15 protein-coding genes are annotated in these 14,876 nt (G+C 70.8%); 11 read left to right on the top strand and 4 right to left on the bottom strand.

Translation table 11 applies throughout. The features are described from left to right. Positions 1–228 (bottom strand): hypothetical protein (locus tag AC6H2I_RS15825; protein WP_497501630.1); only part of this gene is annotated, 228 nt, incomplete at its 3' end. Positions 229–558: 330 nt separating this feature from the next. On the opposite strand from AC6H2I_RS15825, the gene flgB reads away from it, so the two are divergent. The 7 genes from flgB to AC6H2I_RS15790 are packed head-to-tail and all read left to right on the top strand — an operon-like array spanning position 559 to position 6,546. Beyond that, on the top strand, positions 559–966 hold the full coding sequence (gene flgB / locus AC6H2I_RS15820; RefSeq protein ID WP_497501629.1) for a flagellar basal body rod protein FlgB: 408 nt from the start codon (positions 559–561) through the stop codon (positions 964–966). 29 nt (positions 967–995) lie between these two features. Then, positions 996–1,406, top strand: coding sequence for a flagellar basal body rod protein FlgC (gene flgC / locus AC6H2I_RS15815; RefSeq protein ID WP_497501628.1), 411 nt, complete (start codon positions 996–998; stop codon positions 1,404–1,406). A gap of 43 nt (positions 1,407–1,449) precedes the next feature. Beyond that, on the top strand, positions 1,450–1,755 hold the full coding sequence (fliE, locus tag AC6H2I_RS15810; protein ID WP_497501627.1) for a flagellar hook-basal body complex protein FliE: 306 nt from the start codon (positions 1,450–1,452) through the stop codon (positions 1,753–1,755). A gap of 27 nt (positions 1,756–1,782) precedes the next feature. Then, positions 1,783–2,061 carry a flagellar biosynthetic protein FliQ gene (locus AC6H2I_RS15805; protein WP_497501626.1) on the top strand — a complete coding sequence of 93 codons (279 nt, stop codon included), beginning with the start codon at positions 1,783–1,785 and terminating at the stop codon, positions 2,059–2,061. 25 nt (positions 2,062–2,086) lie between these two features. Next, a complete protein-coding gene (gene fliR, locus AC6H2I_RS15800) occupies positions 2,087–2,857 on the top strand; it encodes a flagellar biosynthetic protein FliR (RefSeq protein ID WP_497501632.1) in 771 nt (256 codons plus the stop codon). Positions 2,858–2,890: 33 nt separating this feature from the next. Next, complete coding sequence (flhB, locus tag AC6H2I_RS15795) at positions 2,891–3,970, top strand: flagellar biosynthesis protein FlhB (RefSeq protein WP_497501625.1); 1,080 nt, start codon at positions 2,891–2,893, stop codon at positions 3,968–3,970. 47 nt (positions 3,971–4,017) lie between these two features. After that, positions 4,018–6,546, top strand: coding sequence for a hybrid sensor histidine kinase/response regulator (locus AC6H2I_RS15790; RefSeq protein ID WP_497501624.1), 2,529 nt, complete (start codon positions 4,018–4,020; stop codon positions 6,544–6,546). Here AC6H2I_RS15790 and AC6H2I_RS15785 read toward each other — a convergent pair. Further along, the gene (locus AC6H2I_RS15785; protein WP_497501623.1) at positions 6,527–8,776 is read right to left on the bottom strand and encodes a diguanylate cyclase domain-containing protein; all 2,250 of its coding nucleotides are present in this window, start codon (positions 8,774–8,776) and stop codon (positions 6,527–6,529) included. The two genes, AC6H2I_RS15790 and AC6H2I_RS15785, sit on opposite strands and share 20 nt — an antisense overlap. A gap of 35 nt (positions 8,777–8,811) precedes the next feature. Then, positions 8,812–9,900, bottom strand: a complete 1,089-nt coding sequence (gene dctP / locus AC6H2I_RS15780) for a TRAP transporter substrate-binding protein DctP (protein ID WP_497501622.1) — start codon at positions 9,898–9,900, stop codon at positions 8,812–8,814. A 231-nt stretch (positions 9,901–10,131) separates the two neighbouring features. Between dctP and recA the strand changes: the two genes are divergently transcribed. Next, entirely contained in the window at positions 10,132–11,211 is a 1,080-nt protein-coding gene (gene recA / locus AC6H2I_RS15775; protein WP_497501621.1) for a recombinase RecA, read from the top strand. A 64-nt stretch (positions 11,212–11,275) separates the two neighbouring features. Here the strand turns inward: recA and AC6H2I_RS15770 are convergent, their stop codons facing one another. After that, positions 11,276–11,755, bottom strand: coding sequence for a CreA family protein (locus AC6H2I_RS15770; RefSeq protein ID WP_497501620.1), 480 nt, complete (start codon positions 11,753–11,755; stop codon positions 11,276–11,278). A 172-nt stretch (positions 11,756–11,927) separates the two neighbouring features. Between AC6H2I_RS15770 and AC6H2I_RS15765 the strand changes: the two genes are divergently transcribed. The 3 genes from AC6H2I_RS15765 to AC6H2I_RS15755 all read left to right on the top strand — a co-directional run bounded on the left by AC6H2I_RS15765 (position 11,928) and on the right by AC6H2I_RS15755 (position 14,802). Then, the gene (locus AC6H2I_RS15765) at positions 11,928–13,097 is read left to right on the top strand and encodes an AI-2E family transporter (protein WP_497501619.1); all 1,170 of its coding nucleotides are present in this window, start codon (positions 11,928–11,930) and stop codon (positions 13,095–13,097) included. Between the two features lie 108 nt (positions 13,098–13,205). Next, a complete protein-coding gene (locus tag AC6H2I_RS15760) occupies positions 13,206–14,273 on the top strand; it encodes an SPFH domain-containing protein (RefSeq protein WP_497501618.1) in 1,068 nt (355 codons plus the stop codon). A 79-nt stretch (positions 14,274–14,352) separates the two neighbouring features. Continuing rightward, on the top strand, positions 14,353–14,802 hold the full coding sequence (locus tag AC6H2I_RS15755) for an NfeD family protein (RefSeq protein WP_497501617.1): 450 nt from the start codon (positions 14,353–14,355) through the stop codon (positions 14,800–14,802). Positions 14,803–14,876: the final 74 nt, after the last annotated feature.

Raw genomic sequence — 14,876 nt, 5'->3', positions numbered from 1 at the left:
CGGCAGGACCGCCGGCAGCGGCGGCGGGGCGCCGACGGCGGCGGCCACCGCGGTGCACACCGGGCAGCCCGCCGCCGAGGCCGGCGAGCCGGCCGGCGAGCCGCCGCCGGCCTCGCGCCGGCCCGCGTTGGCCAGGCAGACGCTGTCCCAGCCGGCGTTGGCGTCGGCCACCGCCAGCAGCGCCTGCACCGGCAGGAGCACCTGGAGCACCACCACCACCACCGCCATCCGGACGACGGCGCGCGCCCAGGGCGCGGCGCACCGCCGGACGGCTGTGCCAGATGCGGGACGGGCGGCGGCGCGGGCCATGACTCCATCGCGGCTGGGGAACGGGACCGCACCCTACCACAGCGCGCCGCGGGAGCAACGCTGCGGCGGCCGTTTCCCGGGGCCGTTTCCCGGGGCCGACCGGCGGGCGTGGCACGGATTCAGGTTTTATTAACGCAAATCCGCGCACCATCCCGACGTGGCGGTGTGCCCGCCCCGACGCGTCCGGTTGCCGTCGGGCGGCGGCGCGGGAGGGTGCGGGCGGCGGAGCAGGCGACGGCGGAGCGGACGATGGACCTCAACAATCTGGCGATCTACAAGCTGTTGACGCGCAAGATGGACTGGCTGACCCAGCGGCAGGGGACGCTGGCCCAGAACATCGCCAATTCCGACACCCCGGACTTCAAGCCGCAGGACCTCAAGCCCTTCTCCTTCCGCGACGCGCTGGCCGACAGCCGGCGGCTCCAGGCCAGCACGACCAGCGCCACGCACCTGCAGGGCACCGTGCCGGTGGGCGGGCTCGCCAAAGAGCAGCGGGTGCGCAATCCCTACGAGACGGCGCCCGACGGCAACGCCGTGGTGATCGAGGAGCAGGTCCTCAAGGTTTCCCAGAACGCCATGGACTACCAGACGATGACCAACCTCTACCGCAAGCAGATCAACATGCTGAAGATGGCGCTGGGCCGCGGCGGGGCGTGACGGCGCGGGCCTAAGGGAGGAGTGGACGCATGGACCTCTACAACAGCATGGCGGTGTCGGCCTCGGGCATGAAGGCCCAGGGCACGCGGCTGCGGGTGATCGCCGAGAACATCGCCAACGCCAACACCACGGCGGAGACGCCGGGCGACCTGCCCTATCGCCGCAAGACGGTGACCTTCCAGAACGAGCTGGACCGCCAGCTCGGCGTCGACACCGTCCGGGTCGCCAAGATCGGCGTCGACGCCGGCGACTTCCAGCGCCGCTTCGATCCGTCGCACCCCAGCGCCGACGCCGACGGCTATGTCCTCATGCCCAACGTCAGCACCATCATCGAATCCATGGACATGCGCGAGGCCCAGCGCTCCTACGAGGCCAATCTGTCCGTCATCGAATCCGCGCGCCAGATGCTGTCGCGCACCATCGACATCCTGCGCGGCTGACCGGCGCCCGCCCGCGCCCGCCCCGCCTTGAGGAGTGCCATCCATGGTCGCCAACGTCGCCAACGTGATCGCCGCCTACGCCAACACCGCGGCCAGGACCTCGGGGCCGGGCATGGCGCCGCGCGACGAGGGGCCCAGCTTCGGCGATGTGCTGAAGGAGGCGGCCTCGTCCGCGGTCGACACCATGCGCAAGGGCGAGACGGTGACCGCCATGGCCGCCGTCGGCCAGGCCGACCTGTCCGACGTGGTGCAGGCGGTGTCGAACGCGGAGCTCACCCTTCAGACGGTCACCACCGTGCGCGACAAGGTCATCACGGCCTACCAGGAAATCCTGCGCATGCCGATGTGACGGCGCCGGCCAGGAACGTCCAGCCCCATGACCGACACCGAAGTGATCGAGCTGTGCCGCACCACCCTGGTGACGCTGGTGTTCGTGTGCGGCCCCATCCTGGTGGCCATGACGGTGGTGGGCACGATCATTTCCGTGCTGCAGGCGGTGACGCAGATCCAGGAACAGACGCTGTCCATGGTGCCGAAGGTGCTGGTCGTCTTCGGCCTGTCGATCCTGCTGATGCCCTACATGCTGGGCGAGCTGGAGCAGTTCTTCAACCAGGAGATCACCGACCGGATCGTCGCCATCGGCGTCGGGCGCTGACGCGCGGGCGGAGGGGCCGGTGCCCATGGATCTGATCGAGACCCTGTTCGCCGAACAGATCTTCGTGTGGCTGCTGGTGTTCGCCCGGGTCGGCAGCGCCTTCATGGTTATGCCGACCATCGGCGATCCCTTCGTCTCGACGCGCACCCGGCTGCTGTTCGCGCTGGCCGTCAGCGTCGTCGTCGCCCCGGTTCTGAGCCCCCGCCTGCCGCCCGAGCCGCAGCAGGTGTTCGCGCTGGCCAAGCTGCTGATCGCCGAGATGACCGTCGGCATCTTCATCGGCACGGTGGCGCGCATCCTGGTCGGCGCCCTGGAGGTGGCGGGAACCATCATCGCCACCCAGTCGGGCCTCGCCAACGCCCAGATGTTCAACCCCGCCATGGGCTCGCAGGGCACGCTGCCCGGTGCGCTGCTGGGCTGGCTGGGCCTGCTGATGCTGTTCCTGACCGACCTCCACCACCTGCTGATCATGGCGGTGGTGGACAGCTATTCGCTGTTCGAGCCGGGAGCGCCGTTGCCGACCAACGACATGGCCGACCTGATCGCGCGCATGGTGTCGAAGAGCTTCGTCATCGGCGTCCAGATGGCGGCGCCGTTCCTCATCATCGGCCTGATGTTCGGCATCGCGCTGGGCATCCTGTCGAAGCTGGCCCCGCAGATCCAGGTGTTCTTCCTGTTCATGTCGGCGCAGGTGGCGATCGGCCTGTTCCTCTTCGCCCTGACCCTGTCGGGCATGATGATGTTCTGGCTGAGCCATTTCGAAACGACGTTCATCGAGTTCCTCAGCCCGACCTGAGCGGTCGCGGCGCAACCCCGGCGGAGATCCACGGTGTCCGAAGACGCCGACGAGTCATCAAAAACAGAAGAGCCGACAGAAAAAAAGAAACAAAAGGCTCGCGAAGAAGGACAATTCGCGCGCAGCCAGGAAATCAACAACTGGCTGATCGTCGCCGTCATGCTGATTTCCCTGGTGGCAATCCTGCCGGGAACAATGGCGGGCATGGCGCAGCGGCTGTCGTTCTACATCGCCAACATCTACCAGCTGCCGATGGACAGCGGTGGCGTCGGGCAGGTCATGCACCGTGCGGCCATGGACGCGCTGTGGGCGCTGTGGCTGCCCATCCTCCTGCTGGTGGTGGCCGGGGTGCTGGCCAACATCCTGCAGACGGGCTGGCACATCTCGTGGAAGCTCATCATCCCGAAGTTCAGCAAGATCAGCCCGTTGAGCGGGGTGAAGCGGATGTTCTCGCCGGCCTCCCAGGCGGTGGAGCTGGCCAAGGGCGTCGGCAAGATGCTGGTGGTGGGCGGCGTCTCCTATCTGGCGCTGGCGCCGATGGTGCGCTCCATCGAGCTGTTCGTCGGCATCGACATCATGTCCCTGCTGGCCTCCATGGACGAGATCGCCTTCCACCTGCTGGTCGGCGTCCTGGCCGTGCTCTCGCTCATCGCCGCCGGCGATCTGGCGTGGCAGATCCACAGCCATTCCAAGAAGATGAAGATGACCAAGCAGGAGGTGAAGGACGAGCACAAGCAGGCGGAAGGCGACCCGATCGTCAAGAACCGCATCCGCCAGTTGCGCTTCGAGCGCGCCCGCCAGCGCATGATGGCCGCCGTCCCCCAGGCCGACGTGGTGGTCACCAACCCGACCCACTACGCCGTCGCCTTGAAATACGACCCGCAGACGATGCAGGCGCCGGTGCTGCTGGCCAAGGGCGTCGACACCCTGGCCATGAAGATCCGCGAGGTGGCCACCGAGCACGACATCCCGATCGTCGAGAACCCGCCGCTTGCCCGGGCGTTGTACGCCACCGTCGACATCGACGACGAGGTGCCCGCGGAGCATTATCGTGCGGTGGCCGAGGTGATCACCTATGTTTTCAAGCTGAAGCGGCGCACCCCCGGGGGATGACCCCGGCCACCGCCGCCACGCAACGTACGGGCACTGCGGGAGAGCCGGTGGGCGACGTATCCTCCTTCCTCGACACGCGCCGCGACGCCTCCCGGATCGGTCCCGCCGCACCGCCGCGCGTGGCGATCGCCGCGGCGCTGCTGCAGGGTGTCGGTGCCGCCGGCCTGGTGGCGGTGGCCGCCGGGCTGGCCCTCGCCCAGGATTCCGTCGCCTGGGCCGGGACCGCGGCCGTGGCCGTCGGCGCGGCGGCGTTGGTGACCCGCATCGCCCGCCTGCGCCGGCACCTCGCCAACGACGTCGCCCTGGTGACGGGCGCGCTGGACGGCCTGAACGTCGGCAACGTCGTGTGCGACGCCGGCAACGGGACGGTGTTCGTGAACGCCGCCTTCCGCGCCCTGTGCGCCGCCGCTCCGGACGAGCCGCCGCTGGCGGCGCTGGAACGCCTGGTCGGCGCCGACACCGAATCGCGCGCCGAGTTGGACCGCGTGCGCGAGCGGGCCAGGGCCGGCGTTCCCGCCACCGCCGAGCTGCGGATCGCGCGGGAGGCGGCGTCGCCGGAATGGCGGCGCGTGCAGGCGCTGCCGATCCCCGGGTTCCCCGGCGCCGTGCACTGGCGCCTGGAGGACATCACCGCCCGGCGCGAGCTGGAACAGGTGATGCTGCAGGAGCAGAGCAAGCTGGTCGATTTCCTCGACCATGCGCCGGTCGGCTTCTACTCGGTCGACCAGGACGGCATGTTCCTGTTCGTCAACGCCACGCTGGCCGATTGGCTGGGCTGCGCCCAGCGCGACCTCGTGGAGGGCGGGCGTCGCCTGCACGAGGTCCTGGCCGAGCCCCCGGCCGGCGCGAAGCCCTACGACCTGTTCGCGTCCGGCGGCACCGACCAGCGCGGCGAGCTGACCATGCGCGGGCCGTCGGGGCGGCGCTTCCAGGCGTCGGCGGCCCAGACCGTGGTGATCGTCGACGACGGGCGCACGGTCTACACCCGGTCCGTGGTGCGCGACCTGTCGCCGGAGCACCGGTGGGCCGAGGCCCTGCGGATTTCCGAGCAGCGCTTCCAGCGGTTCTTCGAGGACGCCCCCATCGGCATCGCCCTGGCCGACGGCGCCGGCGGCCTGGTGGAGTGCAACCAGGCCTTCCTGTCGCTGATCGGCACCCCGGCGGACGCCGTCCTCGGGCGGCCGCTGTCGGCGCTGATCGCGCCGGGCGAGCGCGCCGGGGTGGCCGCACGCCTGCGCGAGGTGCGGGACGGGGCCAACCCCGAGGCGCCGCTGGAGGTCCGCCTGTCGGGCGAGCGCGACCTGGTGGTCCAGCTCTACACCCGCCGGCTCAGCCGCGTCGACGGCGGGATCGGCGACGAGTCCGGGGCCAGCCTGATCCTCCAGTTCATCGACCTGACCGAGCGCAAGAACCTGGAGGCGCAGTTCGCCCAGTCGCAGAAGATGCAGGCGGTGGGCCAGCTGGCCGGCGGCGTCGCCCACGACTTCAACAACCTGCTGACGGCGATGATCGGCTTCTGCGACCTGCTGCTGCTGCGCCACAAGCCGGGCGACCAGTCGTTCAGCGACATCATGCAGATCAAGCAGAACGCCAACCGCGCGGCGAACCTGGTGCGCCAGCTCCTGGCGTTCTCGCGCCAGCAGACCCTGCAGCCGCGCATCATCAACGTGACCGACGTGCTGGCCGAGCTGTCCAACCTGCTGCGCCGCCTGATCGGCGAGAACATCGAGCTGCGGATGATCCACGGCCGCGACCTCGGCCTGGTGAAAGTGGACCAGAACCAGCTCGAGCAGGTGATCATCAACCTCGTCGTCAACGCCCGCGACGCCATGGCCGGCAGCGGCGGCCGGCTGTCGGTGGTGACGTCGAACTACGCCGTCGCCGCGCCGGACCGGCGCGAGCACGAGATCATCCCGACCGGCGACTACGTCTCGGTCGAGGTGATCGACACCGGGGTCGGCATCCCCAAACAGAACCTTCAGCGCATCTTCGAGCCGTTCTTCTCCACCAAGGAGGTGGGGTCGGGGACCGGGCTCGGCCTCAGCACCGTCTACGGCATCGTGCGCCAGACCGGCGGCTTCATCTTCGTGGAGAGCGCGCCCGGCGAAGGGGCGAGGTTCACCATCCTGCTGCCCCGCCACCAGGGCCAGCCGCGCCCCGCCGACACCGGAGAGCCGCGCGAGCGGCGCGGCAGCGATCTCACCGGCAGCGGCACGATCCTGCTGGTCGAGGACGAGGACGCGGTGCGCGTGTTCTCGGCGCGCGCGCTGCGCAACAAGGGGTACCAGGTCATGGAGGCGAAGAACGGCGAGGCGGCGATGCAGCAGATCGGTGACGGCTCGCGCATCGACCTGCTGATCACCGACGTGGTCATGCCCCAGATGGACGGCCCCACCCTCGCCCGCAAGGTGCGCGAGCGCCGTCCCGACATGCGGGTGATCTTCATCTCCGGCTACGCCGAGGACCGCTTCAAGGACGAGTTCGACGGCGCCGGGAACGCCCATTTCCTGCCCAAGCCGTTCTCCTTGAAACAGCTCGCCTCCAAGGTGAAGGAGGTCATTCGGGCAGCGACGTGACCGCCGGGGTGTCACGGCCGCGCATCGTCGCGTCGTAGAACCGCACGGTCGATCGGCCCGCCTGCTTGGCCACGTACATCGCGCAGTCGGCGTGCCGGATCAGCGCGTCGGCGTCCGTCGCGTCGCCGGGGTAGACGCTGGCGCCGATGCTGGCGCCGATCTCCACCGTGCCGACGCTCAGCGCGAACGGACGGGTCATCGCGGCGAGGATGCGGGCCGCCACCGCTTCCGCCTCGGCGGGGGTGTGGATGGCCATCAGCACGACGAATTCGTCGCCGCCCAGCCGGGCCACCAGATCGTCGCCGCGAACGTTCTCGCGCAGGCGGTCGGCCACCTGCATCAGCAGCGTGTCACCCGTTTCGTGACCGAAGCGGTCGTTGACCGGCTTGAAGCGGTCGAGATCGATGTAGAGCAGGGCGAGCCGGCCGCGGGCGCGCTGCGCCCCGTCGAGGGCGGTCGACAGCCGGTCGCGCAGGGTGACGCGGTTGGCAAGCCCGGTCAGGGCGTCGAGATGGGCCTGTTCCCACACCCGTTCGGCGGCGATCTTGTCGGCGCTGATGTCGTCCTTCACCGCCACGTAGCTGAGGGGCTGGCCGTCCTGGTCGAGGATCGGCGCGATGGCGGCGCGTTCCCAGTAGACCTGCCCGTTTTTACGGCGGTTGCGGAACTCTCCATGCCACACCCGCCCGGCGGTGACCGTGTCCCACAGCGCGCGGTAGGTGTCCGCCGGCGTCTCGCCGCTTTGCAGGATGCGCGGGTTCTGGCCGACGATCTCGTGGGCGGCGTACCCCGTGGTCTCGCTGAAGGTCGGGTTGACGTAGGTGACCGTGCCCTGGGCGTCGGTGATGAGGATGCTGCTCGGGGTGTGCTCCAGCGCCTTGAGCAACGCCGCCGTCCGCTCTTCGGTGCGGCGGCGCTCGGTGACGTCGACCATCACCCCGACCAGCCCGCCGGGTGTCCCGTCGGCACGGGCGAACGCCGCCTTGCAGACGACGATGGCGCGCTCCACCCCGTCGGGGAACCGCGACACCCGCTCGTAGGACCGGCTCGCCCCGTCGGCCAGCACCTGGCGATCAACGGCCCCGTGTTCCGCCGCGTCCTCGGTCGCGAACAGGGTTTCGGCGGTGCGGCCCACCAGATCGGCGGCGCGGCACCGGACCAGAACCTCGAAGGCGGCGTTGCAGCCGAGGTACCGGCGCTCCGCATCCTTCCAGAAGACCGGAAACGGGATGGTGTCCAGCAGCACCTTCTGGAAGGCGAGCTGGTCGCGCAGCCCTTCCTCGGCGGTGTGACGGCGGCGCGCCTGGCCCGCCAGGACGGCGACCAGCCCCACCAGCAGCGCGGCCGCCACCGCCAGGGTCAGGACCAGCATCCGGGCCTCCTGCCACCAGCCGGCCAGCGCCGCGTCGCGGCGCATCGCCGCGGCGAGGCGGAACGGAAAATCGGCGAGCTGGTGAACGACGACGATCCACTCGCCGTCCGGCGCCACGGTGGCGCGGTCCGGATGGTCCAGAAGGCGGGCGAAGGGGCTGTCGCTGGCCTCGTCGTGCGGCGCCCATCGGGCCATCCGCCACGCCGCCAGCACCGTTCCCGTGGCGTCGAACAGGATCTTGGCCTGCGGCGCCGGCTCCACACCGTCGCCCTGGGTGTGGTCGAAGGGGTGCTCCAGATCGACCAGCACCAGCACCACCCCGGCGAAGCGCCCCTGCGCCACCACGGCGCGGCTCAAGACGAGGAACGGCCGCCCGTCCTGGCCGACCTGCGCCGCGGTCGCGTACTGGAACACCGCGAGCTGGTCGCGGTGGCGGGCGAAGAAGGGCTGGTCCGCCACCGCCGCCGGCAGCAGCCCGCGCCGCCCCACCGTGCCCGCCAGCGTGCCGTCGGCGCCGTAGGCGGCCACGGTGACGCTGTGCGCCGAGGCCAGGCTGCGGCGGGCCAGCGCCAGCAGGGTCGACGCCTCCGGAAGGGCGCCCGGGGCGGGGGAGGCGTCGCCCAGGTCGTCGGACAGCGCGCGCAGGGTGAAGTCCACCATCGTCACCACGGCGTCGACCCGCTGGGCCTGCAGGCGCGTCTCGTGCAGCAGCGACAGCTCCGCCAGCCGCACCGCCGCGTCGCGGGACGACCACAGGCTCGAGGCCAGCAGCGCCATCAGCGCCAGCAACGCCACTGCGGCCGCCTGGCCGACGTAGGAGCGGGCGACGTAGGAGCGGGCGATGCGGGTTCGTGACATGGGGCCCTTCATGGCGTGGCCGTCCCTCCCTTCCGTCACCGCGCCGCCACGTCGTCGAGACCGGATTCCAGAATGCGCACGACCTCCTTGTCCATGCCCATGTCGGCCACCCAGCCCTCCTGCAGCCGCCACAGGCGGCCGCGCCACTCCGCCAGGGTCTCGGCCGACGGCACGGCGATGGAGACGCCGTTGGCGACCAGCGCCCGGCGCGCCTCCTCCTGGGCCGCCGCCGTCTCGCCGCGGGCCGCCTCGACCTGCTCGTCCCACACCGCGGCCACCAGGCCGCGCAGGTCGGGCGTCAGCCGCTGCCAGAGATACTCGGACACCAGGGGAACGTATTGCGGCAGATAGGAGCGGTCCTCGAACGCGTGGCGCACGCCGTGGCGCCACAGGGCGGCGCTGGCCACGGTGGCGTGGGTGCTGAGAAGGCCGTCGACCCGGCCGGCCTCCAGGGCGTGCGGCAGGTCGGTCCAGGGGACCGGCACCGGCTGCGCCCCCAGCGCCGTCAGGCGCAGGTCGTTGACCTCGCCGCCGGGGGAGCGGATGCGCAGGCCCTTCAGGTCGCTGTGACGGCGCACCGGCCGGTCCAGCGTGTAGAGGTGGGCGAAGCCCAGGGGAATCCACCGTCCCAGCACGCGCAGGCCCAGCGTCGCCTCGAGCCGGGCGGCGAGACGCCGCCCCACCGGCCCGTCCAGCACCTGGTCGATGGCCATGGAATCCCGGCCGTAGAACATGGGCAGCAGCGTCGCCCCGACGGTCGGCTCGTAGCGGTCGAGCTGCCAGGTTCCGGGAACCGCCATTTCCACCCGTCCCTGCTGCAGCGCCATCACCACGTCGCGGTCGCGGTAGAGCTGGCCGCTGTGATGGAACTCCACCACCAGCCGGCCTCCGGACCGCGTCGCCAGGGCATCGGCGTACCGCTGCAGGATGCGCGTGTGGACGTGGGCCGGCCCGTTCTCCGAGGAGATGCGGAGCAGCACGGACGGCGCGGAGGGTGCAGGCGCCAATTCGCCACCGGCGGACCCGGCAAGGGAGGGTCTGGCCACCCACGGGACGGCCCCGGCGCACAGCAGCGAGCCGGCGAGCGCGGCGAGCGCCCTGCGGCGGACGAGCGAAACGGTCATGGCCTCCCCATCGGTCGCCATAGGATAAAGGTTATACCTGAGGCCGTCCGCGTCAAAGGCCGTTCGGGTGGGTTCCGCACCACCGGAAGCGGCCCGGGGGAGGAGCCGGAGGAGGAGCCGGGCGGAATGCGAACAAATGGGAAACTCGGCTTGCGAAACCGGAACGAACCGCGTACGATCAGCCTCGTTGCAGTTCGCCCGCCCCTGTGGTCTAAGAAAGGGATTCGCGCTATGTCGTCCCCCCAGCTTCGTGTGGTCGAGAAGGATTCCATGGACAAGCAGAAGGCTCTGGACGCCGCACTGAGCCAGATCGAGCGGGCCTTCGGCAAGGGTTCGATCATGAAGCTCGGGGCCCGCGAGAGCTCGGTCGAGGCGGAGGTGGTGTCCACCGGCTCGCTCGGCCTGGACATCGCGCTGGGCATCGGCGGCCTGCCGCGCGGGCGCATCGTGGAAATCTACGGACCGGAGAGCTCGGGCAAGACCACGCTGGCCCTGCACGCCATCGCCCAGGCCCAGCGGACCGGCGGCACCTGCGCCTTCGTCGACGCCGAGCACGCGCTCGACCCGAGCTACGCCCGCAAGCTGGGCGTCAACGTGGACGAGCTGCTGATCTCCCAGCCCGACGCCGGCGAACAGGCGCTGGAGATCGCCGACACCCTGGTGCGCTCCGGTGCGATCGACGTGCTGGTGGTGGATTCCGTGGCCGCCCTGGTGCCCCGCGCCGAACTGGAAGGCGAGATGGGCGACAGCCATGTCGGCCTGCACGCCCGGCTGATGAGCCAGGCGCTGCGCAAGCTGACGGGGTCGATCTCCAAGTCGAACTGCCTGGTGATCTTCATCAACCAGATCCGCCTGAAGATCGGCGTCATGTTCGGCAACCCGGAGACCACCACCGGCGGCAACGCCTTGAAGTTCTACGCCTCGGTGCGGCTCGACATCCGGCGCATCGGCGCGATCAAGGACCGCGACACGGTGGTCGGCAACCAGACCCGGGTCAAGGTGGTGAAGAACAAGATGGCCCCGCCGTTCCGGGTGGTCGAGTTCGACATCATGTACGGCGAGGGCGTGTCGAAGGTGGGCGAACTGCTCGATCTCGGCATCCAGGCCGGCGTGGTGGACAAGTCCGGCGCCTGGTTCTCCTACGACGGCACGCGGATCGGCCAGGGGCGCGAGAACGCCAAGAACTACCTGCGCAGCAACCCCGACGCCACCAAGACCATCGAGGACAAGATCCGCGCCAACGCCGGTCTCGTCGCCAACGCCATGATGGGCACGCCGGAAACCGAGGGCGATTCCGCCACCCCCGAATGACGCGGCCCCGGTCGCCGCGCCGTTCATCGGCGGGCGGGGCGCTCCCCCGCCCCGCCGCCCGGCCTCAGCCCCCGGGCTTGCCGTTGCTCCACGTCACCTCGGTGCCCCACAGCGGCACCGTCGAGATCGCCATCTTGGCCGAGGCATCGGTGACCTGGCGGCTGTAGATCACGTAGATCAGCGTGTCGTTGGCACGGTCGTAGATGCGCCGCACGGCGATCGACTTGAACACCAGGCTTTTGCGTTCCGAGAACACGTCCTCGCCGTCGCTGTCGAGCTCGATGTCGCCGATGACGATCGGGCCGGTCTGGCGGCAGGCGATCGAGGCGTTCGACGGGTCCTCGAACCAGTTCCCCTTCGACAGGCGGTCGATCAGGCTGCGGTCGAAGTCCACCACGTGGCAGGTCACGCCCTTCACCTCGGGGTCGGCCACCGCCTCCACCTCGAGCCCGTTGCCCGTCCAGTCGTTGGAGAACCGGCCGACCGCCTCGGCCCGGGCGGCGGCCGGCGCAAGCGTGACAATAATGCTGGCGGCGAGAACCAAGGGCGCTGCCGAAGCGTTTACCGGGCGAAAGGGGCCGCGCATGGTCATCCGTCTCCGAGAATGGTGATCGGGGCCGGAGCCGCCGCGCCGGCGGCCCCGCAAGCCCGCACCTTCGGCTCCCCGGGCGCGCGCCGTCAAGCGTCGCGGGGGCTGGACGGAGACGACGACACCGATGATCGACCGCCACGCGCCCGCCCCCGGCCAACCACCCCGCCCCGCAGCCTCCGACACGCCCCCCGGCCCGCCGCCCGATCCGGCGCCCGACCCGGCGCCCGGCACCGCGCCGGACGACCCGCCGGGCCGTCCCGGCCGCCGCGCCGTCGACGTCGCGGTGATCGGCCTGTTCGCCATCGCCGTGCTCTACACCCTCTATTTCGGCCGCGACGTGCTGCTGCCGATCGCCCTCGCCCTGCTGCTGAGCTTCCTGCTGCGCCCGGTGGTGCGCGGCCTCTACCGGGTCGGCCTGCCGGAATGGCTGGGGGCGGCCGCCGTGGTGGTGGGCGTGTTCGGCCTTTCCCTGTTCGCCGTCTACACCCTGACCGCGCCGGCGGCGGAGTGGATCGACCGCATGCCGGTGGTGCTGCGCGAGGTGCAGTTCAAGCTGGGCGACCTGCGCGAGAGCATCGAGCGCGCCCGCGAGGCGTCCCAGCAGTTGGAAGAGATCGCCAACGCCAACTCCGGGGCGCGCGAGGTGGTGGTGCGCGGCCCGTCGCTGGCCGACCAGGTCCTCGACCGGACCCAGGCGTTCCTGGCCAACGTGGTGATCCTGCAGGTGCTGCTCTATTTCTTCCTGGCCCGGGGCCGCAACAGCTTCGAGGCGCTGCTGGGCACCTTGCGCAGCATCGACGACCGCGTCCACTACGCCATGGTCGCCGGCACGGTGCAGCAGAACATCGCCGCCTACCTCGCCACCATCACCCTCATCAACGCCGCGCTCGGCGGCGCCACGGCCCTGGTGATGTGGCTGCTCGGCCTGCCCAACGCCGGCCTGTGGGGCACCCTGGCCGGCATCGTCAACTTCGTCCCCTTCATCGGCGCCGCGGTGATGGCGGCGGTGCTGTTCCTGGTGTCGCTGCTGACCTTCGACACCCTGGGGCAGATCCTGCTGCCACCGCTCGCCTTCGTCGCCCTGACCGCGATGGAGGGCAACGTCATCACCCCGACCATCATCGGCCGCCGGTTGTCCCTGAACCCCATCGCGGTGTTCGTGTCGATCCTGTTCTGGGGCTGGATGTGGGGCATCCCCGGCGCCCTGCTGGCCGTGCCGATCCTCGCGGTGCTCAAGATCCTGTGCGACGCCAACCCGCCGCTGCGCCACGTCGGCGCCGTGCTCGGCCAGTAAGCGGCCGGCCGGCGCCGCGGTGCGGGGCCGGTCTGCGGCCACCATCCTTCATTTCCCGCCGCCGCCATGGCATCGTCCCGGGAACGGAAGCGGGACTGGGGAATGGGAATGGACGCGCTCTTCGGAGGCTTTACGCTGTTCGTGATCGCGCTGGTCGTGTTCGCGATGGTGATGGTGCTGCTCGGGGTCAAGACGGTGCCGCAGGGCGAGGAATGGACGGTGGAGCGGTTCGGCCGCTACACCCGCACCCTGCCGCCGGGCCTGCACCTGGTGACGCCGGTGATCGACCACGTCGGCAAGAAGCAGAGCATGATGGAGACCGTGCTCGACGTGCCGTCGCAGGAGGTGATCACCCGGGACAACGCCATGGTCACCGCCGACGGCGTGGTCTTCTTCCAGGTGATCGACGCCGCCAAGGCCTCCTACGAGGTCAACGACCTGGAGCGCGCCATCCTCAACCTGACCATGACCAACACCCGCACGGTGCTGGGGTCCATGGACCTCGACGACCTGCTGTCGCAGCGCGACAAGATCAACGCCCAGCTCCTCACCGTGGTCGACGACGCCACCACGCCGTGGGGGGTCAAGGTCACCCGCATCGAGATCCGGGACATCCAGCCGCCCCGCGACCTCGTCGATTCCATGGCCGGCCAGATGAAAGCGGAGCGCGAGCGCCGCGCCGCGATCCTGGTCGCCGAGGGCCAGCGCCAGGCGGCCATCCTGCGCGCCGAGGGCGAGAAGCAGGCGGCCATCCTGGAGGCCGAAGGGCGGCGCGAGGCCGCCTTCCGCGACGCCGAGGCGCGCGAGCGGGAGGCCGACGCCGAGGCCAAGGCGACCCGCGCCGTGTCGGCGGCGGTCGCCGACGGCGGCCTTCACGCCATCAACTACTTCGTCGCCCAGCGCTACGTGAAGGCGCTGGGCGAGCTGGCCGCCGCTCCCAACCAGAAAGTGCTGCTGATGCCGCTGGAGACCACCGGCGTCATCGGCTCCATCGCCGGGGTGGCCGAGATCGCCCGCGAGGCCTTCGCCGCGCGGCGCCCGGACCCGGTGCCGGCCGGCCAGGCCGCCCCCACGGCGGTCGCCGTCGCCATGCCCGCCCCGCCGCCCGGCGTCGTCCCCCCCGCCGGCGCGGCGCCGGACACCCCGCCGACGCGCGGGCCTTGGAGCGAGGGCTGAACCGGGCTACACACGGCGACGGACATTCCCGGGGCATCCGCACCGGGGCGGCCCGCGGGGCGGGCGGAGGTGGTTGGGAATGGTGGAGTTCTGGCACTGGTGGGTGGTGGCGGTGATGCTCGGCGCGGTGGAGACGCTGGCCCCGGGCGCCGCCTTCCTGTGGCTGGGTGCGGCCGCCGGCCTGGTCGGGCTGGCGCTGCTGGCCTGGCCGGAGATGATGTGGCAGGTCCAGTTCCTGCTGTTCGGCGTGCTCGCCATCGGTGCGGTGGTGGGGGCGCGTCTGCTCTACCGTCGCGGCGAAGGCCCGGACCCCTCGCTGCACCTGAACCGCCGGGCCGAGCAGTACATCGGCACGCTGCACACGCTGGAAACGCCGATCGTCAACGGCCGCGGCCGGGCCATCGTCGGCGATTCCCATTGGACGGTCGAGGGGCCGGACCTGCCCGCCGGCACCACCGTGAAGGTGGTCGGCATCGACGGCATCGCCCTCAAGGTGGAGAAGGCCGAGCCGCCGGTCACCGCGGCCTAGCGCTCAGAGGGCTTCGGGCGAGTCGCGATCGTCCGAAGCCCCCTGAGCACGGCCGGGCGGGCGCCGCCGCCGGC

The organism is Azospirillum sp. NS33 (assembly GCF_059703765.1).
This window is presented reverse-complemented; position numbering and strand designations above follow the sequence as displayed.